At 67.9% G+C, this 21,935-nt stretch carries 13 protein-coding genes; 7 read left to right on the top strand and 6 right to left on the bottom strand.

Annotated features, from left to right (window positions below):
- Positions 1–16 precede the first annotated feature (16 nt).
- Together ACYVI5_RS04245 and ACYVI5_RS04250 are read left to right on the top strand one after the other, a co-directional pair.
- A complete protein-coding gene (locus tag ACYVI5_RS04245) occupies positions 17–2,620 on the top strand; it encodes a family 78 glycoside hydrolase catalytic domain (RefSeq protein ID WP_460579127.1) in 2,604 nt (867 codons plus the stop codon).
- A gap of 67 nt (positions 2,621–2,687) precedes the next feature.
- Complete coding sequence (locus tag ACYVI5_RS04250; protein ID WP_460579128.1) at positions 2,688–3,773, top strand: sugar-binding transcriptional regulator; 1,086 nt, start codon at positions 2,688–2,690, stop codon at positions 3,771–3,773.
- Here ACYVI5_RS04250 and ACYVI5_RS04255 read toward each other — a convergent pair.
- The 5 genes from ACYVI5_RS04255 to ACYVI5_RS04275 form a co-directional block, all read right to left on the bottom strand.
- Positions 3,754–6,714 carry a glycoside hydrolase family 2 TIM barrel-domain containing protein gene (locus ACYVI5_RS04255; RefSeq protein ID WP_460579129.1) on the bottom strand — a complete coding sequence of 987 codons (2,961 nt, stop codon included), beginning with the start codon at positions 6,712–6,714 and terminating at the stop codon, positions 3,754–3,756. The genes ACYVI5_RS04250 and ACYVI5_RS04255 overlap by 20 nt on opposite strands.
- Positions 6,711–7,376 carry an aspartate/glutamate racemase family protein gene (locus ACYVI5_RS04260; protein WP_460579130.1) on the bottom strand — a complete coding sequence of 222 codons (666 nt, stop codon included), beginning with the start codon at positions 7,374–7,376 and terminating at the stop codon, positions 6,711–6,713. The genes ACYVI5_RS04255 and ACYVI5_RS04260 overlap by 4 nt, the downstream gene beginning before the upstream one ends.
- Positions 7,373–8,287, bottom strand: coding sequence for a carbohydrate ABC transporter permease (locus ACYVI5_RS04265; protein ID WP_460579131.1), 915 nt, complete (start codon positions 8,285–8,287; stop codon positions 7,373–7,375). Before ACYVI5_RS04265 ends, ACYVI5_RS04260 begins: the two co-directional genes overlap by 4 nt.
- On the bottom strand, positions 8,280–9,161 hold the full coding sequence (locus ACYVI5_RS04270; RefSeq protein WP_460579132.1) for a carbohydrate ABC transporter permease: 882 nt from the start codon (positions 9,159–9,161) through the stop codon (positions 8,280–8,282). Before ACYVI5_RS04270 ends, ACYVI5_RS04265 begins: the two co-directional genes overlap by 8 nt.
- A 74-nt stretch (positions 9,162–9,235) precedes the next feature.
- Positions 9,236–10,570: an ABC transporter substrate-binding protein gene (locus ACYVI5_RS04275; RefSeq protein WP_460579133.1), complete on the bottom strand. Its 1,335-nt coding sequence runs from the start codon at positions 10,568–10,570 to the stop codon at positions 9,236–9,238.
- Between the two features lie 199 nt (positions 10,571–10,769).
- Here ACYVI5_RS04275 and ACYVI5_RS04280 point away from each other — a divergent pair, with 199 nt between their 5' ends.
- Genes ACYVI5_RS04280 through ACYVI5_RS04295 form a run of 4 tightly spaced genes read left to right on the top strand, consistent with a single transcriptional unit; the run spans position 10,770 to position 18,165 of the window.
- On the top strand, positions 10,770–12,755 hold the full coding sequence (locus tag ACYVI5_RS04280; protein ID WP_460579134.1) for a glycoside hydrolase family 127 protein: 1,986 nt from the start codon (positions 10,770–10,772) through the stop codon (positions 12,753–12,755).
- 1 nt (position 12,756) lies between these two features.
- Positions 12,757–14,016 (top strand): RuBisCO large subunit C-terminal-like domain-containing protein, encoded by a 1,260-nt coding sequence (locus ACYVI5_RS04285; RefSeq protein ID WP_460579135.1) that lies wholly within the window; start codon positions 12,757–12,759, stop codon positions 14,014–14,016.
- Positions 14,009–15,307: a four-carbon acid sugar kinase family protein gene (locus ACYVI5_RS04290; RefSeq protein ID WP_460579136.1), complete on the top strand. Its 1,299-nt coding sequence runs from the start codon at positions 14,009–14,011 to the stop codon at positions 15,305–15,307. Before ACYVI5_RS04285 ends, ACYVI5_RS04290 begins: the two co-directional genes overlap by 8 nt.
- A 41-nt stretch (positions 15,308–15,348) precedes the next feature.
- Positions 15,349–18,165 carry an FAD-binding and (Fe-S)-binding domain-containing protein gene (locus ACYVI5_RS04295; RefSeq protein WP_460579137.1) on the top strand — a complete coding sequence of 939 codons (2,817 nt, stop codon included), beginning with the start codon at positions 15,349–15,351 and terminating at the stop codon, positions 18,163–18,165.
- A 12-nt stretch (positions 18,166–18,177) separates the two neighbouring features.
- On the opposite strand, the gene ACYVI5_RS04300 is transcribed toward ACYVI5_RS04295, so the two are convergent.
- Complete coding sequence (locus tag ACYVI5_RS04300; protein ID WP_460579138.1) at positions 18,178–20,214, bottom strand: phosphoenolpyruvate carboxykinase (GTP); 2,037 nt, start codon at positions 20,212–20,214, stop codon at positions 18,178–18,180.
- 169 nt (positions 20,215–20,383) lie between these two features.
- Here ACYVI5_RS04300 and ACYVI5_RS04305 point away from each other — a divergent pair, with 169 nt between their 5' ends.
- Positions 20,384–21,835: a helix-turn-helix domain-containing protein gene (locus ACYVI5_RS04305; protein ID WP_460530707.1), complete on the top strand. Its 1,452-nt coding sequence runs from the start codon at positions 20,384–20,386 to the stop codon at positions 21,833–21,835.
- Positions 21,836–21,935 lie beyond the last annotated feature (100 nt).

A 21,935-nucleotide genomic window follows, 5' to 3' on the forward strand; every position in this document is an offset into this window, starting at 1 on the left:
CAAGAAATGTAGGAACATGTCGGTCGCCATCGCTACTCCTCGGATCGAACACCACCGTCATCCACTCGGCATCGGCGAGGACCGACCGCGCATCTCCTGGGCCATCCGTACCGCTCCTATCGGGTGGACGCAACACAGTTATCGCCTCGGCGTCACGCGCGGGGAGGTGGAGGAAGTGTACGAGGTCGACTCCGCAGATCAGATCCTCGTGCCCTGGCCAGGCCCGGCGCTCGCCTCCCGGGAGCGGGCAGCCCTGCGGGTGTCCGTTCGTGGCGGCGACGCGGAGTGGTCCGCGTGGTCGCCCGTCGTCCACCTCGAGGCGGGCCTCCTTACGCCGGGCGATTGGTCCGCACTCCCGGTCGGCGCGTTCTGGAACGAGGATCCCGATTCGGATGACCGCCGCCCGTCGCTCGTGCGACGCACGTTCACGGTGCGCGAGGGCCTCGTTGGCGCCCGGCTCTATGCCACGGCTCACGGGCTCTACGAGGCCGAGCTCAATGGCCGGCGCGTGGGAGACGACGCGCTCTCCCCCGGTTGGACCGTCTACCGGGAGCGGCTGCGGTACCGCGCCTACGACGTAATCGGCCTGCTCGCGCCCGGCGACAATGCGATCGGCGCGTGGCTCGGCGACGGCTGGTACCGAGGGCGCCTCGGCTGGCGCGGCGGATTCCGCAACGTCTTCGGCGACGACCTCTCGTTCCTGGCCCAGCTCGAGCTCGAGTACGCGGACGGGTCACGGGACACGATCGCCACCGACACGTCCTGGCGTTGCGCCGAGAGTCCGATCCTGCGCTCGGGCATCTACGACGGGGAGGACTACGACGCCCGTCAGGAGCAGAGCGGATGGAGCACCGCCGGCTTCGACGATTCCTTCTGGCAGCCGGTGGCCGTGCGCCGCCGCGACCCGGCTACCCTCGTGGCACCGACCGCTCCGCCGGTGCGCTGCACTCAGGAGGTGCTGCCCGTCGAGGTGGCCACCACACCGTCGGGCAAGCTCGTCATCGACTTCGGGCAGAACCTCGTCGGCCGTGTGCGGATTCGCGTGCACGGTTCCCGTGGACAGACCGTCACGCTGCGCACGGCGGAGGTGCTGCAAGACGGCGAGCTCTACACCCGCCCGCTGCGCGGCGCGAGGTCGTCGGACAGCTATACCCTCGCCGGACTCGACCAGGGCGAGGAATGGGAGCCACGGTTCACTTTCCACGGCTTCCAATACGTCGAGGTGAGCGGCTGGCCCGGCGACCTGCGGGCCGACGTGGCGTACGGGGCGGTCGTTGCGCGGGTCTACCACACGGATCTCGAACGCACGGGCTGGCTCGAGACATCCGACCCCTCTCTCAATCGCTTGCATGAGAACGTCGTCTGGGGCCTGCGCGGCAACTTCGTCGATATCCCCACCGACTGCCCGCAGCGCGACGAGCGAGTCGGCTGGACCGGCGACATTCAGGTGTTCGGCCCGACCGCGTCGACGCTCTTCGATGTGTCCGGGATGCTTGCCGGCTGGCTGCGCGATGTCGCGATCGAGCAGCTGCCCGACGGCACCGTGCCGTGGTACGTGCCGGTGATCCCCGCCCACCACATGTGGACACCGATCCGGCCGGGCGCCGCGTGGGGCGACGTGGCTACCTTGCTGCCGTGGACGCTGTATCAGCGGTTCGGCGATGTCGGCGTCCTCGCCGACCAGTACGAGAGCGCGCGCGCCTGGGTCGATCTGATGGCCAGGCGTGCGGGCGAATCCCGGCTGTGGGACTCGGACTTCCAGCTCGGCGACTGGCTCGATCCCGCGGCTCCCCCGCAAGATCCGGCCGACGCCAGAACGGACAGGCACCTCGTGGCGACCGCGTATTTCGCGCGCTCGGCACGCGTCGTCGCGCGTATGGCGGAGGTGCTCGAGCTGCCGGAAGACCAGGCGACGTACGACCGAGTGGCGGACGAGGTGGCCGCCGCGTTCGCCGAGGCGTACCTCGGCGAGAACGGCCGCATGTCGAGCGACGCGCAGACCGCTTACGCGCTGGCGCTGAGGTTCGATCTGATTCCGGATGCCCGCAGGCGCGCAGCAGCGGGCGACCGGCTCGCCGAGCTGGTCGCGGAGGCCGGCAACCGCATCGCGACCGGCTTCGTCGGAACGCCTCTGGTGAGCGATGCCCTGAGCGAGACCGGACACCTCGACACCGCTTACGACCTGCTGCTGGAACGCGGATGTCCGTCCTGGCTCTATCAGATCGACATGGGCGCGACGACGGTATGGGAGCGCTGGGACTCGCTGCTGCCGGACGGCACGGTGAACCCCGGCACGATGACGTCGTTCAACCACTACGCACTCGGTGCGGTAGCCGACTGGATGTACCGCGTCGTGGGCGGGCTCGCGCCTGCAGAGCCGGGCTACCGGCGCATCCACTTCGCTCCTCGCCCCGGCGGAGGACTCACCTCGGCGAGCGCCCGGCACACCACCCCGTACGGCGAGACGGCGATCTCGTGGTCACTCGACGGCGACCTCTTGCAGGCGACGATGACCGTGCCGTTCGGCACTCGGGCGGTGTTCGACTCCGGCATCGCAGAGCCCGAGGAACTCGAGCCGGGAACGCACCGGCGATCCGTGTCGATCCGGCCCGAGCTCTAGCAGAATGCCGCAACTGGCACGGGAGGCTGGCGCCACGGGCCGGGGTTGAATATCCTTTCGTAAGCGAATGCGCATCCAGCAGGCATCCGCCGATCCGAACGGAGCCCTCGTGTCAGTGCCTCACTACGGGCGAGCCGCCGACGGCCAGGTCAGACTCATGACCAAGGTAGCCCGCATGTATCACGAGCGCGGCATCCGGCAAGCGGACATCGCCACTTCGCTCAACATCTCTCAGGCGAAGGTGTCGCGCCTGCTCAAGCGCGCGGAGACCGTCGGCATCATCCGCACCACCGTCACGGTCGCGCCCGGTGTGCACGCCGAGCTGGAGGAACGGCTGGAGCAGCGTTTCGGCATTGCCGAAGCCGTCGTCGTCGACGTGGACCCTGACGCCGACGAGCACGAGACGATCGGCGCACTCGGCGCGGGCGCGGCCGCCTACCTCGAGGCGACGCTGAGCGGGAACGACCGCATCGGCGTCTCATCGTGGAGTCAGACACTGCTCGCCATGACGGAGCACATGCGGCCGTTCACCACGGGCGGCGCGACGGAGGTGGTCCAGCTGCTCGGCGGGGTCGGGTCACCGGAGGTGCAGAGCCACTCGCACCGCCTGCTCGGCGACCTCGCGCGCATCCTCGGCGCCGACCCGGTGTACGTGCAGGCGCCGGGCGTCGTGGCCAGCTCCGCCATCCGGGACAGCCTTCTCGGCGATCCCTCGATGCAGGAGGTCGCCCGCCACTGGCGCGACCTGACGATGGCGGTGATGGGGATCGGCAGCATCGAACCGTCGGACATCCTCGCCGTGAGCGGCAACGCGTTCGCCGCCTCCGATCGCGAGCGGCTCATCGCCGACGGCGCGGTCGGCGACATCTGTCACCGCATCTTCCGCGCGGACGGCACCGCCATCACCGGCGCAGTGGATGACCGCATCATCGCGATACCGGTCGAGGATCTTCGCCGGATACCCCGTCGCATCGGGATCGCGGGCGGAAAGCGCAAGCGGGAGGCGATCAGGGGGGCGCTGTCCGGCGGGTGGGTCAACGCCCTGGTCACCGACCTGCAGACCGCGGAGGAGCTGGCAGGGCCGGCCCAGCAGACGGAGCAAGCCCAGAAGACAGGACGAGCCCAGCAGACGATCACAACGCAGACGAACTGAAGCGCAGCCGCCACGATGCGGGTTCGAGCGGGATGCGGTAGCGCGCCGGCAGAGCCGGCCCGCACGATGCGGACCCGAGCCCCTGCTGGGCGTGATCGAGGTTCAGCCAGATCTCCCCCGAGTCGGCCAGGCCGGCGGGATGCTCCGCCTCGGCGAGAGCCTTGCTCGACCACCGCCTGGCGGTGAACGCGAACGTGGGGTCGCCCGTGACGCGCAGGCCAGGGCATCCACCCCCGGTGAGTTCGAGCGCGCGGGTGTCGAGGTGGTTTCCGTTCTCCTGTGGATACGGATAGGGCGTCTGCAGCTCGTCGATCTCGGCTGCGAAGCAGCCCACCGCTACCGACGCGCAGGAGTCGACGTACGATTCGTGCGGTCCGCGCCCGAACCATGCCGCTGATCGGTACTCCGCCGGCAGCCGGAACAGCAGGCCGAGCCGCGGCGGAACGACGTCGTGGTGCCCGTACGGAGTGTCGGACCAGGGCCCGTCGAAGGCGACGTGGACGCTCAGCTCGACCGCCTCGCTCTCCACCCGCCAGGCAAGCCGGTACAGCAGCCCGAACGGCTGCGAGGCAGGCGCCGCGCGTCCGGTGACGGTGACCTTGTTCCCCTCGTGCGTCACCGACCGGGTGGTGGTGACCAGGTCGTCGAGGCCGGTGCGGAGCCAGACGGCCGCGAGGTCGTTCCTGCCGCCCTGACCGCGGTCGTTCTCGGTCGGCGCACGCCACAGGTCGAGATCGGGGCCATTCAGGTCGACCGGCCCGAAGCGAAGCAGGCGTCCCGTCGCGGCATCGAACAGCGCGTCACCGACGCGAAGCTGCTCGCCCGTCGCCGATGCCGGGCGCGCAGCCGCAGTCCAGACGTGCGCCGGCACCGGCTCGCCGACCGCCTGCGGGGTGCGGGCATCCAAGCGTCCCTGTCCCCACGCGATGATGTGGCCGGCGGATGCCCATGCAGTGTCCTGAGCGAGGCGCGCTTCGACGGTCAGCCACCACTCCCCGTCGGCGTTCCCGGCCGCACAGGGCAGCGGCACGGCAACGGATTCGTCGGGGGCAAGTGCAGGCACGTGCAGCATGCCGGACTCCGACGGCTCTCCGTCGCGTTCGAGCCGCCACACGAACTCGAGCCGCTCCGTCGACACGGCGTCGAACCTGTTCCGCACCTCGATGACGTCGGTCACCGTTATGGCGATCGGCTCGTACGCCTTCTTGACCTCTGCCAGGGCCGGAGAGGCCGTTCGATCGGCGAAGAGCAGGCCGTCGAGGCAATATCGTCCGCCGTTCGGCGTCGTGGGGACATCGCCACCGTGCATCGCGAAGTCGCGGCCGTGCTCGTCGATTGCGCGGAAACCGTGGTCGATCCACTCCCAGATGAAGCCGCCGCAGAACCTGTCCGACGACGACAGGATTCGGACGTACTCGACGAGCGATCCTGGCCCGTTTCCCATCGCGTGCGCGTACTCGCAGAGCAGGAAGGGCAGGCTTCGGCGACGACGGTCATCGGCTTCGCTCACCCCCTCGTAGGGCTCCTCCTCGCGCCGGCCGATCGCCTCGAGGTCGTCGAGGGACGGGTACATCACCGCGTGGAAGTCGGAGTTGCGGTAGGTGCGGTCACGCTCGTAGTGAATCGGTCGTGACGGGTCGCGGGACCGGATCCACCTCTCCACGACGTCGAAGTTCTCGCCGCCTTCGCTCTCGTTGCCAAGGGACCAGATCACGACGCTCGGCCGGTTCTTGTCCCGTTCCACCATGCGCCGGGTGCGGTCGAGGAAGGCATCCTTCCAGCGCGGATCGCCGGGTGGATTACCCTCCCAACCGGAGTAGATGAAGCCGTGCGTCTCGAGGTCGCTCTCCTCCACCACCCAGAGCCCGTACTCGTCGCACAGCCGCAGGAACTCCGGATGCGGCGGATAGTGCGACGTGCGCACCGCATTGATGTTGTGCCGCTTCATCGACTCGATGTCGTGGATCATCGTCCCCCGCTCGAGCCTGCGCCCCGTCTCCCAGTCGTGCTCGTGCCGGTTGACGCCGCGGAAGAACACCCTGTGCCCGTTGACGGTGAGCACGCCGTCGACGATGGCGACGGTTCGGAAGCCGATGGCGAGTTCGACGGTCTCGGTGGCCGAGCACAGAGTGCCGCGGTAGAGGCGCGGATGCTCCGCACTCCACGGCTCGACAGGCACCGTTACCGACTCTCCCGCAGGCATCCGGATGCGCAACTCGGGCACCTCGACGATCGCCTTCGTCGTTGCGTCCACCCGCAACGTGCCCATGCCCGTCTCGTGATCGAACTCGGCGTGCACGGTGTGATCATCGATCGACGCGGCGGTTCGCTCGATCAGCTCGACGTCGCGGAAGATGCCGGGGAGCCACCACATGTCCTGGTCTTCCAGGTAGGTTCCCGCCGACCAGCGATGCGCCCGCACGGCGAGCACGTTCTCACCCGGCATGATCGGCGCGTCGAACTCGAAGGGAAGGCGGCTGCCGGTCGACCAGCCCAGCTCCTCGCCGTTCAGCCACACCTTCGCGCACGAGTCCACGCCCTGGAACCTCAGGACCGCGTTCGCCCAGTCGTCTGGAACCGTGAAGCGCAGCCGGTAGTCGCCCGTCGGGTTCTCGTCGGGCACGTGCGGCGGATCGATCGGCATCGGATAGGCCGTGTTCGTGTACCGCGGACCGTCTGTGGTGCCGAGCAACGAGCGCGGCGATCGTTCCCCCGGCGGCGTGACCTCCTGCAGCACCCAGTGTGAGGGAACGGAAATGCGATCCCACGCGGAGTCGTCGAAGCCGACATGCATGAACTCGTCGCCGCTGCCTTCGGCGGTCGCTGACAGCCGGAACATCCAAGTGCCGTTCAGAGACACCCTGCGGGCGTCGCCCACGGCATCCGCTCGTGGTTCGCGCCTGCCGGTGCCAGGAGCGAACGATTCCCAGTATCGGCTCATCCCTTTTCAGCGGCGAGCCGCTCACGGAGACGCCGGATGCCCGGCTCCAGGCTCGTCAGCACCGGCACGTCGACCTTCACCGCGCCCGCCGCGCTCGCCATCGACGCCTGGGCGAGCACGACGACGTCCGCGTGCGGCACAACCCGCTCGATGGCATCGCCGACCAGGCGGTCGTGGGTCTCCCGGTCGCCGCCGGACACCGCGGCAAACGCACCGTCGATGACCTCGCTCGTGATACTTCTGTCGAGCCCGGCCAGCTCTGCGCGTTCGCGGATCAGGGCGACCGTCGGCTCGCAGGTGGTCGGAAGCGTCGCGAGCACGGCTATCCGCTCCCCCGCGTGCACCGCCTGGTCGGCCATCGCCTCGTCGATGCGCAGCACGGGGATGCCCACCCGCTCGGCGGCGGCACCAGCCAGCTGGGAGATGGACGAGCAGGTGAGCATCACGACGTCGGCGCCCGCGCGCTGCGCGGCCTGCACCAGGTCGGTCACGCGCTCTGGCACGGAGGCCGCCCGCTCGGCGTCTGAAAGGTCGGCCACGATGCGGTCGTCGAGGTAGTTGATCGTCGTGGCATCCGGAAGGAGCCGGCCGGCCAGCTCCATCACCGGCGGGATGACGACGGCTCCGGTGTGCAGGAAAGCGACTCGTGTCACGGTTCTCATCCCTTCAGGGAGCCGGCAGCGAGGCCGGCCATGATCTTCTTGTTGAGGAAGATGAAGACGATCATCAACACGATGATGTTGATGCTGACCGCCGCGAACAGCGGTCCGTACTGCGTCGATCCGTATTGGTCGTTCAAGCTGAGCAGGCCCACCTGAATGGTCGCCAGGGACGGATCGGTGGTGAACGTCAGCGCCACGAGCAGGTCGTTCCACACGCTGAAGAACTCGACAAGCGCCACGGTCAGGATGGCGTTGCGCATGAGCGGGAAGCCGATCAGGAAGAACGACTTCAGCGGGCCGCAGCCGTCAACCGTGGCGGCCTCGAACAGCTCGCGCGGCACGGATCGGAAGTACGCCGCCATTAGGAAGGTCGTCAGCGGCAGGCCCATGACCGTGTACGTGAGGATCATCGGCAAAAGTGAGCCGGTGATGCCGATCTTGAAGTAGACGATGAACAGCGGCACCAGGATCATCTGCCCGGGAACCATGATGCCGCCGAGGATGAGCAGCAGCAGCGCCTTCTGTCCGCGCCAGATCATGATCTCCAGCGCATAGCCGGCGGCGACACCGAGCGCGATCATCAGCGCGACCGATGGGATGGTGACGAGGATGCTGTTGCGATAGTTGACCGCGACGTTTCCGCGGGTGAACGCCTCAACGTAGTTGCTGAGGTCGAAATGCGTCGGGAGGCTCCAGGTCGGGCTGGAGAGGAACTCGGTCTGCGACTTGAACGAGCCCATGAGCACCCAGAACTGCGGGTACAGCACCACGATCAGGAGCACCGCCACCAGGACCCAGACCGGTATGCGGCGCAGGATGCGCGCGGCGCGGCGCGAGGCGGTCGTTCTGACCCGGGACCGTCCCGCCGTATTCGTCGCCACGAGTTGCTGCGTCGACGTCATCTCAGGCATCCGCCTTCCGGCTCGAGGAACGGAAGACCGTCAGGGTGAACGCCAGACAGAGCAGCGTGAGCACCAACGCAATCGTGCTCCCGTAGCCGTAGTCGCCATAGTCGAATGCGGTGCGGTACATATACAGCGTCAGCGGTGACGTCGACGTTCCCGGGCCGCCGTTGTTCAGCGCGAGGAGGCTGTCGAAGACCTTGAGCGTCGAGTTCAGGCTGAAGATGACGGACGACAGCAGGATCGGCATCGAGAGCGGAAGCACGATGTGCCGCACCAGGCGCGGCCCGTTCGCGCCGTCGAGGCGGGCGGACTCGATGATCTCGTCCGGGATGTCGAGCAGCCCCGTGTAGAGGAGCACGGCGTAGAAGCCCATGGAGCTCCACAACGTCATCGCCAGCGCGACTCCCATCGTGCCGATCGTGGAGGCGAGGAACTCGACGCTCTTGCCGCCGAAGAAGTTGATGATGTCGTTGATCGGCCCCTGGTTGGCGCCCACCGACACGAAGTTGCGGAAGAGCAGCGCCACCGCGACGGTCGGCAGCACCATCGGGAAGAACACGGCCGTGCGCACGAATGCGGATCCCTTCCGCAGCACGAACACGTACAGCAGCGCGAGAAGGTAGCCGAGCACGATCTGGCCGACGGTCGCCAGCACGGCGAAGACGATGCTGACGATGAGCGATTGGACCGCAGCCGGATCGCCGACGAATTTGACGAAGTTGGCGAAGCCGATGAACGTGAACCCGCTCAGCGTGTTGCCCGTGAAGAATGAGAGTCCGAGGGACCAGCACACCGGAACCAGCTTGAGCAGAACGTAGACGATCAGCGTCGGCCCGAGCAGGATGGCGATCGTCTTACGATCGCCGAACACGCGTTTCATTCACTTCCCTTACGACTGGCCCGGCCCGGTTCTCGCGGAAGGCGATCGCCCAGGCCGGGCACGACCGAACGGTGCTACTTGTTGGCTTCGATGCTCGACTGCAATTGGGACATGTAGGTCTGCGCCGACATCTGGCCCGTCGTCAGCAGCGAGACGTTCGACTGCGCCAGCGCCGTCGACTTGGCATCCATCAGTGCCTCGAACCAGAGAACAGTCTGTTTGATGCCTGACACCTTCTGCTGAACCATCTTGGTCGGCGCGTCGATGTTCTTCACCGGCGTGTTGATCTTGAAGCCGGAAACGATTCCCGAATCCTGCAGCGCTTGCGAACCGTAGTTCTGCGCGATGCACTTGAGCCACGCGGCCACCTTGGGTCCGTACGACTTCGGCGTCATCGCCATCGCCGCACCGGCATTCGCCGGCCACTGATCGATGCTCCCCGCACCACCGGAAACGGCCGGGAACGGCATCAACCCGACGTTGTCGGCGCCGATCACGTCCTGCGACTTGTCGTTGATGTTGCTCAGCAGCCACGAACCGTCGTACATCATCGCGGCCTTGCCCGTCAGGAAGAGGTTGTTCGCCTGAGCCGCGTTCGTCGAGACGAACCCGCTGCCGAAGTATCCGTTCTTCGCCATGTCCTGGACCTCTTGGGCGGCCTTCACATACTTCGCGTCGGTGAGCTTCGCCGTGCCGCTCTGGATGTCTTTCATCGCGTCCGGTCCGAGGCTACGGAAGATGTACATGCCGATGAGCCGGGTGACCGGCCACGCGTCGGCGCCGTCGGTGGCGAACGGCGTGTAACCGGCATCCTTGATCTTGGCCGCGTCGGACATCAGCTGATCGAAAGTGGTCGGCTCGGAGAGCCCGAGCTTGTCGAAGATCGCCTTGTTGTACCAGATGCCCTCGATGTTGTACTGATACGGCAGCGAGACCATTTGCCCGTAGACCGAGTTCACGGTGGATGCAGCGGCGGGCAGGATGTCGTCCCACACGCCGAGCTTCTTCAGTGCGGTCTCGTAGTTCAGCACGAGCCCGTTCTTGCCGAGATCGCCGTCAGGCCGCACCATCGATGTTCCCGCGATGAACTGCACGGGAAGCGCGTTCTGGCTCGCGAGAAGCGTGATCTTCTGCACGACGTCGGCCTGAGCGACGGTCTGGTCCACGAGCGGGAGTGCCGAGTTCTCCGCCTTGCACTTGCCCGCCGCGAGATTCTTCAGCTCCGTGGCCAGTGCGGGATTCTCGTTCGCCGTCAGCACCGTGAACTTGGCCGGATCCTTGCCCGTAGCTCCTCCGCCGGAAGTCGAACCGGCGTTCGAGGCACCGCTCGAACAGGCGGCGAGCGAAACCACCGAGGCGAGGGCGATACCGGCCGCCAGGGCGGTGCGGCGGTGTCGTCGATTGATCATGACGTCCTCCTTGACGAGGTGAATCAGGCATGGGGGTCTGTTTGACAGCGACACTAGGCACGATCCTGGTTCGTGTCAATACTCAGGCTTGAAATTCTATTCACTTCACAGTCGAATCGCGCTACGATGCACATCCATGCAGGCTCGTGACCTTCTTCGCGAGCTCGATTCGATCAGCGCCGATGCACGGGAGAACTCCATGCCGACCAGTACCCTCAGCGGGCCGCCCCTGCGGCACCTGCACGCCCACGACGCGAGTTGGACCAGCGGGTTCTGGCGCGACGTTCAACGGCGCACCTTCGACGTCGGCCTCCCTGCCATGTGGCGCTCGCTCAGCGATCCGGCCGTGAGCCCCGGACTGCAGAACTTCCGTATCGCCGCCGGCGAGATCAAGGGCGAGCACCAGGGTCCGCCGTTCATGGACGGCGACTTCTACAAGTGGCTCGAGGCGGCGATCACCCGGCTCGAGGTGGAGGAGGACCGGGAGCTCGCGACGCTGGTTGACGACGTTGCGCGACTGATCGCATCCGCGCAGCGCGAAGACGGATACCTGCACACGCCGGCGCTCATCGCTGCCCTGAATCGCGAGCAGTCCGTCGAGCTCGCCGACCGATTCCAGTTCGAGACCTACAACCTCGGCCACCTCATCACGGCGGGCGTACGGCATCACCGGGCTACAGGGTCCGACACGCTTCTCGCCGTCGCACGCAGAGCCGCAAGTTTCCTCGAGCACCTGGCAGCGGACAAGCCCCTGGAACTGGCGCGCAGCGCGATCTGCCCCTCCCACTACATGGCGGTGATCGACCTGTACCGCGAGACGGGCGACGACCGGTACCTGCGCCTGGCAGAGGCGTTCGTGCGCGTGCGCGACGAATTCGACGAGGGAGGCGACGACAACCAGGACCGCCTGCCCGTGCGCGAACAGCGCACCGTCGCGGGGCACGCGGTCCGAGCGAACTATCTGTACGCCGGGCTCGCCGACCTCGCCATCGAAACCGGAGACGACGAACTCGTCAAGGTGCTGCAGACGCTCTGGAACGATGTCGTCGACTCGAAGCTGTACGTCACCGGCGGATGCGGCGCCCTCTACGACGGCGCATCACCGGATGCCTCGCCCTGGCAATCCGAGATCAGTCGCGTCCATCAGGCGTACGGCCGCGCCTACCAGCTGCCGAACACGACGGCGCACAACGAGTCTTGCGCCAACATCGGCATGATCCTGTGGAGCGAGCGGATGCTCGCGATCACCGGCGACGCCCGCTACGCCGACGTCGTCGAGCTCGTCGCCTACAACAGCCTGCTCGCGGGCGTCGGGCTCTCGGGGACCGACTACTTCTACACGAACCCGCTCCGCCAGGTTCGCGAACTGCCGTACGCGTTGCGCAGGCCCGGTGACACCGCGCTGCACCCGACGCCGGCCCCGCCGCCCTCCGATGCGCGCCTTCGGCAGGAGTATCTCAGCTGCTTCTGCTGCCCGCCCAACACGGCCAGAACTCTCGCCCGGCTCCACGAGCTCGCCGGCTCCGTTTCCAGGGGTGGCGCGTACGTGCACCTGTACGGCGGAGCCGAGCTGCGCTTCGAGCAGGGCTCCCGGATGCTCGCGGTCCGTGAAATCTCCGACTACCCGTGGGACGAACTGGTGACCTTCACCGTCACCGAGGTCGTGGACGGCGGGATGCCCTTCCACGCGCGCATTCCGGGCTGGGCTCGCTCAGCCCGGCTGAGCGTCAACGGCGAAACCGTTCCCAATCCGGCATCGGGACGCTACGCCGTGATCGACCGCGAATGGCGGATCGGCGACACGATCGACTTGCTGCTCCCGATGCCGGTTCGCATCCTGCGCGCCAACCGGCTGGCCGAAGAGATCACGAACCAGGTGGCCGTGCAGCGCGGTCCCGTCGTGTACTGCCTGGAGAGCACGGACGTCGTGGGAGACATCCCGCTGGAGCGACTCGCACTGCGTCGCGATGCGCGACTCGAGGCCGTCGAAGGCGAGGTCGAAGGACATCAATTGCGAGTCATCCCCCTCGAGTTGACCGTGTTGCCGGAAGGCGGCAATGGCGGTCTCTACGAAGACATCGACGGCGCCGAACTCACGTCGACGCGGTCTCGGCTCATCCCGTACTTCGCCTGGGGCAATCGCGGCCCCTCGGAGATGTCGGTCTGGCTCCCGGTGGTGTGGTGAGATGGCGAACGAACGATTCGTGACGGCGACGTACGTCGTCGAGACCTCTCTTCCCCTGCAGCGCGCCGTGGATGTGCTCGCCGGTGAACAGTCGACAGGGACCTTCGTGCGCGTCGGCCGCGAATCCGCGGAGCTACGCGCCGAGTTCGCCGCGACGGCCGTCGAGGTCACGGAGCTGCCGCTGACCGGATCCTCGCCGTTGCCCGGCACAGTAGGCGACCCGGCCGATCGCCGCAGAGCACGCGTCGTCGTGCGCTTTCCGCTCGACAACTTCGGCCCGTCGATTCCGAACCTGCTCGCCGCGGTGGCGGGGAACCTCTTCGAGATCAAGGAACTGGCGGCGGTCAAGCTGGTCGACCTCGAACTGCCCCAGGAGTTCGCCGAACGGTACCGGGGACCGCAGTTCGGCGTCGAGGGCACCCGGCGACTGGTCAGCCGACCGCAGGGCGCGATGCTCGGCACGATCATCAAGCCGAGCATCGGGCTCTCGCCCGAGGAGCTCGCCGAGGTGGTCGACGAGCTTGCCGGTGCCGGCATCGACTTCATCAAGGACGACGAGCTACAGGGCAACGGTCGCAAGGCGCCGCTGGCGGAGCGGGTCAGGGCCGTGATGCCCGTGCTCGAACGACACGCCGATCGCACGGGTGTGAAACCGATGTACGCCTTCAACATCACCGACGACATCGACCGGCTCGAGGCCAATCACGATCTCGTCGTCGCGGCAGGCGGCACCTGTGTGATGACGTGCGTCAACATGATCGGGCTCGCGGGCCTCGACTATCTGCGGCGTCGTTCACAGGTCCCCATCCACGGGCACCGCGCCATGTTCGGCGCCTTCTCGCGCTCGGACCAGCTTGGGATAGGGTTTCGGGCGTGGCAGAAGCTCGTGCGGCTGTGCGGCGCTGACCATCTGCACACCAACGGCATCAGCAACAAGTTCTACGAGACGGATGATCAGGTGCTCGACTCGATCGCGGCGGTGCGGGCTCCGCTGCTCGGGCTCACCTCGATGGTTCCGGTGCTGTCGTCCGGGCAGTGGGGCGGTCTGGCCCACGCCACGCTCCGCGAGGTCGGCACCACGGACCTGCTGGTGCTCGCCGGCGGCGGCATCCACGGACACCCGGACGGCGTTGCGGCAGGCGTCGCCAGCATGCGGGATGCCTGGGAGTCGGCAGCGCGCGGCGACGACGTGACCAGCGCGCTCGAGCGGTCTACACCGCTGCGACGGGCGACGGAGACGTTCGGTCCGGTGCGTGTCTGACGACCTGATCGCGTTCTACGGGGACGACTTCACCGGAAGCGTCGACGCGCTGCTCCAGTTCTCCCGTCGCGGATTGCGCGGCCGTCTCTTCGTCGGTCTCCCCTCGTCCGACGAGCTTGCAGACGCCGCGAACACATACGACGTGGTGGGCGTTGCCGGTATTGCGCGGTCGCTGCCGACCCGTCTGATGGCGGATGAGCTCATGCCGGTCTTCGAGGCGTTCGTCGCCCTCGGAGCGCGCGTCGTGCAGTACAAGGCGTGTTCGACGGCGGACTCCTCGCCGACGATCGGGAGCCTGGGACGCGTGATCGAACTCGGCAGGATGCTGGTGGCGTCGCACCCCGTTCCCGTGCTCTTCGCGCAGCCCGACTTCGGTCGTTACACGGTCTTCGGGCATCACTTCGCCGCTGAGGGCGGCACGGTCTACCGCCTGGACCGCCAGCCGACGATGTCGAGGCATCCATCGACGCCGATGCACGAGTCGGACCTGGCGCTTCACCTCTCGCAACAGACCGAGCTGCCGATCACCCATATTCCGTTCACGGAATATGCCTCGGGGTCGGCGCTGGATGTCCGCCTCGCCACGTCCGCCGCCGGTGCCGTGGTGCTCGACGCCTTCAGTGATGACCAGCTTCGTCCGCTCGGCGAAGCGGTCCTTGCGCTGCCGCGGCCCGTCTTCACAATCGGATCCGGAGGACTCAGCCGGGCGCTGGCCGAAGCGCTGACGCCCGGGCGTCCCGTCGATGACGAACCGATCACGGAGCGCCTGTCGCCCCCGGGTCCGACGCTCGCCGTCTCCGGGAGCAGATCGGCTCAGACGGCGCGTCAGCTGCGGGCGGCACAGGCTGCCGGATGGCAGGTGTTGGCGCTTCCACTCGGCGACGCCGACGTGATCGCGCGAACCTCGGATCGGGTCGTGTCCGCCCTGGCCGCCGGCGACAGCGTGGCTCTCACATCGCACGACAGCGACGTCGAACGCGTGGAGGACGCGCTCGGCTCCATCGCAGAGAGCACCGCTGCCATCGTCACCACAGCGACCGAAGCCGGAGCGACGAGCCGCGTGATCGTCTGCGGTGGCGATACGTCGAGCCGGGTGACGCGGATGCTCGGCATCCGGTCGCTTTCCATCGCCGCGAACCCGTGGGGCAACATCGTGCTCCTCCGAGGCCACGCGCCGGGCTCCGCGATCGATGGCGTCGAGTTGCTCCTCAAGGGCGGCCAGGTCGGCAGCGACGACCTCTTCGAACGGGTGCGTCGTCTCGGCGATTCTACGACGCCGCCGATCGGGTAGACGATGGGTTCGGATCGCACAACACGAGCGTGGAGGTTGACGTGTCACTGGGCAGGAAGCCGCAGACCGTGCCGGATGCCCCCGGCCTGTTGAGCAGCCTGGGGAGGGTCTCCGCACACGTCGGCATCACCGCCACAGATCGGCTCACCGCGGCGCACGACGCATCCCACTACCGGCTGGTGCCGCAGGCCGTCGCACTCGCGAGTGATGCGGACCAGGTGGCGGGCATCCTCGCCGTCTGCGGCGCGCACGGGGTTCCCGTGACGTTCCGCTCGGGCGGCACGAGCCTGTCTGGTCAGGCCGGCGGCGCGGGCGTCGTCATCGACACCCGACGACGTTTCCGCGCGATCGACGTTCTCGACGACGGCGAGCGCGTGCGCACGCAACCGGGAGCGACCGTGAGGGCCGTCAACACCCGGCTGGCGCGGCACGGCCGCCGGCTGGGTCCTGATCCGGCGAGCGAGATCGCGTGCACCATCGGCGGCGTCATCGCCAACAACTCCAGCGGGATGTCGTGCGGCATCCACGCGAACACGTACCGCACCCTGCAGAGCGCGGTGCTCGTTCTGCCCAGCGGTACCGTCATCGACACGTCCGCGCCGGAGGCGGCCCAGATTCTGCGCGCGAAGGAGCCGCGCATCGAGCAGGGACTGCGGCAACTGCGCGACCGGGTGCGGAGCAACCCCGAGTCGGTCGCGACGCTCCGCAGGCTGCACTCCATCAAGAACACGATGGGCTACGGCCTCAACTCGTTCCTCGACCATGACGAGCCGGTCGACATCCTCGAGCACCTGGTCGTTGGCTCTGAGGGCACGCTCGCGTTCGTCGCCGAGGCGACGTTCCGCACGGTTCCCGTCTTGCCGCACGCTGCGACGGGGCTGCTCGTGTTCCCCTCGCTGGCCCAGGCGACCGCGGCGCTGCCCGCGCTGGTCGATGCAGGATTCGCGACCATCGAGCTGCTGGATGCCGCCTCGCTCCGCGTCGCACAGCGCGACCCCGAGGCGACCGACGAGCTGCGAGAGCTGAACGTCGTCGACCACGCCGCGCTGCTCGTGGAGTTCCAGGAGCAGACGGCCGAGGCACTGGATGCCCGCATCGCGCGGTCTCGTGACGTGCTGGCCGGTCTGCCGCTGGATCATCCGGCGGCCCTCACCACGGATGCCCGTGCTCGCGCCGATCTGTGGCACATCCGCAAAGGTCTGTACACGGCTGTGGCGGGGGCCAGGCCCTCCGGTACGACCGCGCTGCTCGAAGACATCGCCGTGCCCGTCGACCGGCTGAACGAGACCTGCACTCGTCTCATCGCCTTGTTCGAGGAGCACGGCTACGAGGGATCGGTGATCTTCGGGCACGCGAAGGACGGCAACATCCACTTCCTGGTGAACGAGCGCTTCGACGGGCCGGCGGCGATCGAGCGCTATCGCGCGTTCACCGAGCAGATGGTCGACCTTGTGCTCTCGCAGGGCGGAACCCTGAAGGCGGAGCACGGAACCGGCCGCATCATGGCGCCGTTCGTGCGGCGCCAGTACGGCGACGAGCTGTATGAGGTGATGTGGGAGCTGAAGCGGCTCATCGATCCGGGCATGACACTGAACCCCGGGGTGCTGCTGACGGATGACGCCGAGGGCTACCTGAAGCACCTGAAGGTGGCGCCCACCGTCGAGCCCGAGGTCGACCGGTGCGTTGAGTGCGGGTACTGCGAACCCGTCTGCCCGAGCAAGGACATGACGCTCACTCCCCGGGAACGCATCGTCATGCGCCGCGAGCTCCAGCGCGCACGTGCCGCCGGCGACGCCGAGCTAGCCGACACGATCGAGCGCGAGTACCGATACGAGGGCGTGCAGACCTGTGCGGTCGACGGCATGTGCCAGACCGCGTGCCCCGTGCTGATCAACACCGGCGACCTCGTGCGCCATCTGCGCACCGAAGCGAACGGGCGGGTGGAACAGGCCATCTGGTCGACGACGGCGAAGCATTGGGGCACGATTTCCCGCACGGGCGGGAGGGCGCTGTCGGTCGCGAAGGCTATGCCCGCTGTGCTCCCCGAGCTCGCAACCCGGACCGCGCGATCGGTGCTCGGCACCGACACCGTGCCGCAGTACTCTCCCGAGCTCCCCGGTGGCGGCAGTCAAAGGCGACCTGTGCAAAGCGCGGACCCCGCGGCCGTCTATTTCCCTAGCTGCACCAACACCATGTTCGGTCCCGTGGGAGGCGACGGCGTCTCCGAGTCGTTCCTGCGCTTGTGCGAGCGCGCCGGCGTGCAGGTGGCGACGCCCGAGGGCATCCCCTCGCTGTGCTGCGGAACGCCGTGGAAGTCCAAGGGCCTCACCGACGGCTACGCGTCCATGACGGAACGCGTGGTCGCGGCGCTGCTGACGGCGACGGATGCCGGCAGGCTGCCGGTCGTGTGCGACGCGTCCTCGTGCAGCGAGGGTCTCGACGTGATGTTGTCCGCTGCCGCGGCGAACGGCATCCGGGTCGTCGATGCGGTGGAGTTCGTCGATGAGCACGTGCTGCCGAAGCTGCCGGCCGGGCAGAAGATCGACTCCCTCACCCTTCACCCCACCTGTTCATCGACCCGCATCGGCGCGAACACGGCCCTCGTGCGCGTCGCCGAGGCGGCGGCCGAGCGGGTGACCGTGCCGGAGGACTGGGGATGCTGCGCGTTCGCCGGCGACCGGGGCATGCTGCATCCGGAACTCACCGCCAGCGCCACCCAGGCCGAGGCGGCCGAGGTCGCCCGCATCGACAGCACGGAGCACGCGTCCCTCAACCGCACCTGCGAGCTCGGGATGACCCGCGCGACCGGTCGCGAGTACCGCCACGTTCTGCAGGTGCTCGACGACGTCACCGGCTAAGGGAAGCGGCCGTCAGTGCCGCAGGCGGTAGCGCAGCGACTCCAGCTCGGCCGTCAATGCGGCCGGCACACGGCCGCCGAACCGGGCGAAGAAGTGCTCGGTGAGGTCGCACTCGGCGAGCCAGGCGTCCGGGTCGATCTCGAACAGGCGGTCGAGGGCATCCGGTGCCAGTTCGAGCCCGTCGACGTCGAGCGAAGCCCGCACAGGAATCCGGCCCACGGGGGTGTCCACGGCGCCCGCAGTGCCCTCGAGCCGCCCGACGATCCACGCGACGACACGCATGTTCTCGGCGAATCCGGGCCACAGGTACGAGCCGTCCGGTCCCTTGCGGAACCAGTTCACCTGGAACACCGCCGGTGCGCCGGAGCCGAGCGTCTCGCCGATGTTCAGCCAGTGCGCCCAGTGATCGGCCATGTTGTAGCCGCAGAACGGCAGCATCGCGAACGGGTCGCGACGCAACTCGCCGACGGTTCCCTCCGCAGCGGCGGTACGCTCCGACGCGATGGTCGCGCCGAGGAACACGCCGTGCTTCCAGTCCCGCGCCTGCAGAACGAGCGGCACGTTGGATGCCCGGCGGCCGCCGAAGACGATGGCGTCGATCGGCACGCCGTCCGAATCCTCCCAGTCGTCGGCGATGGTCGGGCACTGCTCGGCCGCGACGCAGAACCGGGAATTCGGATGCGCTGCGGGGCGCCCGGAGTCCGGTGTCCAGTCCTCGCCGCGCCAGTCGATCAGGTGCGCGGGCGGCTCGTCGGTGAGCCCTTCCCACCACACGTCACCGTCGTCGCGTAGCGCCACGTTGGTGAAGATCGTGTTGCCCCACATGGTCTCAACTGCCGAACGGTTGGTCGACTCCCCCGTGCCCGGTGCGACGCCGAAGAAGCCGCGCTCAGGGTTGATCGCGCGAAGCCGGCCGTCTGCATCCGGCTTGAGCCAGGCGATGTCGTCGCCGATCGTCTCGACCGTCCAGCCTGGCAGCTGCGAGCGCAGCATGGCGAGGTTCGTCTTGCCGCACGCGGACGGGAACGCGGCCGCGATGTGGTGCTGACGCCCGGCGGGAGAGGTCACCTTGATGATGAGCATGTGCTCGGCGAGCCAGCCCTCCTCGCGTGCCAGCTGCGAGGCGATGCGAAGGGCGAAGCATTTCTTGCCGAGCAGCGCGTTGCCGCCGTATCCCGAGCCGTACGACCACACCTCGCGGTCTTGCGGGAAGTGCACGATGTACTTCGTGTCGTCGCACGGCCACGGAACATCCTCGCGGCGGATGCCCGTGGCATCCACGAGCGGGTACCCCACACTGTGCACGGTGCGCACCCACGGCTGCCCGGCCTCGATGAGTTCGAGGGCGCGGCTGCCCATGCGGGTCATGATGCCCATGGAGACGACCACGTATGGCGAGTCGGTGATCTCGATCCCGAGTTGCGAGATCGAGCCGCCGAGCGGGCCCATCGAGAACGGCACGACGTACATGGTGCGGCCCCGCATGCTGCCCTCGAACACTCCGCGCAGCTCCTCGCGCATCTCGGCGGGCTCGCGCCAGTTATTCGTCGGTCCCGCGTCGTGCTCGTGCTCCGAGCAGATGAAGGTGCGCGCCTCGACCCGGGCCACGTCGCCGGGGTCGGTGCGGGCGAGGTAGCTGCCGGGCCGCCATTCGGGGTTCAGCCTGATGAGCTGGCCGCTCTCCACCTGAAGCCGGAACAGCCGGTCGGCCTCGGCGCGCGACCCGTCGCACCAGACGATCTCGTCGGGCTGCGTCAGCTGCGCGATCTCGGCGACCCACGCGGCGAGCGCGGGGTCGGTCGTCCCCGTGGACTCGCCTGCGCGCGCCGCGACGGCCGAAGCGGCCGACCCGTTGCTCGTCGAAGGTGAAGCCGGGCGGATGTCGGTGCCCTCGCCATCCGCCCGGCTGGTCTGTGTGGTCTTGCTGGGTCGCGGCGCGAACGCGTACGAGTTCCGCGGCTTCGCCGAGTCCGGCACGGTCGAGATCTGCGTCTTCGAATTCTCCGCCGTCGAGTTCTGCGCCTTCTTCGGCCGCTGGATGATGGTCATGCCCGCTCGTCCTCGTCTCAGCTTGTGTCGTGAATCACGCTGTCGGCGTGCTCCGTTGCGCTGTTGCTGTGGCCCTGTCTGGCCTTCCTCTTCACTCTCAGGCCACATCCACGACTCCGCAGCGGGTACGAGGACTAAAGAATCGCGATTCTTTTGCTACCGTGAACGAATGGATGCTGACACCGCCGACATCGCCACCATCGGTCACCGAATCCGTCACTTCCGCACCCGCTCCGGCCTCACCCTGGAACGCGTGAGCGACCTCGTCGGGCTCTCGCAGAGCCAGCTGTCAATGATCGAGAACGGCAAGCGTGAGCCGAAGCTGACCGTGCTGCAGTCCATTGCGACCGCGATCGGCGTGGACCTCGCGACGCTGCTCGTCGCCGAGCCGCCGGACGAGCGCACGGCCTACGAGCTCGAGTTGCGCCGCGCCCAGGAGTCGTCCCTCTACACTGCGCTCGGGCTCCCTTCCGTGAAACCCACGAAGGGCACGCCGACCGAGACGCTGGCGGCACTCGTCGGCCTGCACCGCGAGCTCGCACGGCAGGCGAGCAAGGCGATCGCGACGCCCGAAGAGGCCAGGCGTGCGAACACCGAATTGCGCGAATGGATGCGCGGCCGCGACAACTATCTGCCCGAGATCGAGCTTCTCGCCGAGGAGCAGGTGAAGGCATCGGGGCACGTGTCCGGCGCGCTCACGCACCGCGAGGTGAGCGTCATGGCCAAGCGGCTCGGCTTCCAGCTGGTGTATGTCGACGACCTGCCGAACTCGACCCGCTCCATCACCGACCTGGCGAACGGGCGCATCTACCTGCCACCGGCATCCATTCCTGGCGGCCACGGTCTGCGGTCGATGGCCCTGCAGGCGCTGGCACACCGGCTGCTCGGTCACGAGCGGCCGGACAGCTACGCCCAGTTCCTGCGCCAGCGGCTGGAGATCAACTACTTCGCCGCGTGCTGTCTCATGCCGCAGAGCGCCGCAGTCGCGTTCCTGCAGGAGGCGAAGAAAGACCGCGATCTTGCCGTGGAGGACTTCCGCGACGCGTTCGGCGTCACGCACGAAGCGGCATCCCTGCGCCTGACGAATCTCATCACCGTGCACCTGGGGATGCGGATGCACTTCCTGCGCGTCGGCGAGGATGGCGCGCTCTACAAGGGGTACGAGAACGACGGCCTGCCGCTGCCGAAAGACGTCACCGGGGCGATCGAAGGCCAGCCCGTGTGCAAGAAGTGGAGCGCCCGCGACGCGTTCGCGCAGACGAACCGCACCACGGAGCTGTACCAGTACACGGACACCCCTGCCGGCACGTACTGGTGCGCCACCCAGACCGGGCGCGGCGACGACGGGAGCTTCACGATCACGATCGGCGTGCCCTTCGCGGACGCCAAGTGGTTCCGCGGGCGGGAGACGACGCAGCGTGCGGCTTCGACGTGCCCCGATCCGTCGTGCTGCCGGGTTCCGGATGCCTCACTCGAGTCGTCCTGGGCCGACAACGCGTGGCCGAGCGCCAGGCTGCACGCGCACATCCTGTCGCCGCTGCCCACCGGCGCTTTTCCCGGCGTCGACGACGCGGAGCTGTACGCGTTCCTGGACGCGCACTCCGGCCCCCTCGGAGAGTAGACCTGCTGTCACGACCGAGCCGGCGCAGCCGTCTCGGCGCTGGCGTCGCGGCGAAGGCCCACTGGGCCTTCGCTCCTAGCTCCAGCGCGCACTCCGGCCC

The organism is Humibacter ginsengisoli (assembly GCF_054780095.1).

What these genes read in the sequence shown, in the direction of transcription:
- ACYVI5_RS04245 (WP_460579127.1), top strand. Translation starts at nt 17, where the DNA reads ATGTCGGTCGCCATCGCTACTCCTCGGATCGAACACCACCGTCATCCA.
- ACYVI5_RS04250 (WP_460579128.1), top strand. Translation starts at nt 2,688, where the DNA reads ATGCGCATCCAGCAGGCATCCGCCGATCCGAACGGAGCCCTCGTGTCA.
- ACYVI5_RS04255 (WP_460579129.1), bottom strand. Translation starts at nt 6,714, where the DNA reads ATGAGCCGATACTGGGAATCGTTCGCTCCTGGCACCGGCAGGCGCGAA.
- ACYVI5_RS04260 (WP_460579130.1), bottom strand. Translation starts at nt 7,376, where the DNA reads ATGAGAACCGTGACACGAGTCGCTTTCCTGCACACCGGAGCCGTCGTC.
- ACYVI5_RS04265 (WP_460579131.1), bottom strand. Translation starts at nt 8,287, where the DNA reads ATGCCTGAGATGACGTCGACGCAGCAACTCGTGGCGACGAATACGGCG.
- ACYVI5_RS04270 (WP_460579132.1), bottom strand. Translation starts at nt 9,161, where the DNA reads ATGAAACGCGTGTTCGGCGATCGTAAGACGATCGCCATCCTGCTCGGG.
- ACYVI5_RS04275 (WP_460579133.1), bottom strand. Translation starts at nt 10,570, where the DNA reads ATGATCAATCGACGACACCGCCGCACCGCCCTGGCGGCCGGTATCGCC.
- ACYVI5_RS04280 (WP_460579134.1), top strand. Translation starts at nt 10,770, where the DNA reads ATGCCGACCAGTACCCTCAGCGGGCCGCCCCTGCGGCACCTGCACGCC.
- ACYVI5_RS04285 (WP_460579135.1), top strand. Translation starts at nt 12,757, where the DNA reads ATGGCGAACGAACGATTCGTGACGGCGACGTACGTCGTCGAGACCTCT.
- ACYVI5_RS04300 (WP_460579138.1), bottom strand. Translation starts at nt 20,214, where the DNA reads ATGACCATCATCCAGCGGCCGAAGAAGGCGCAGAACTCGACGGCGGAG.
- ACYVI5_RS04305 (WP_460530707.1), top strand. Translation starts at nt 20,384, where the DNA reads ATGGATGCTGACACCGCCGACATCGCCACCATCGGTCACCGAATCCGT.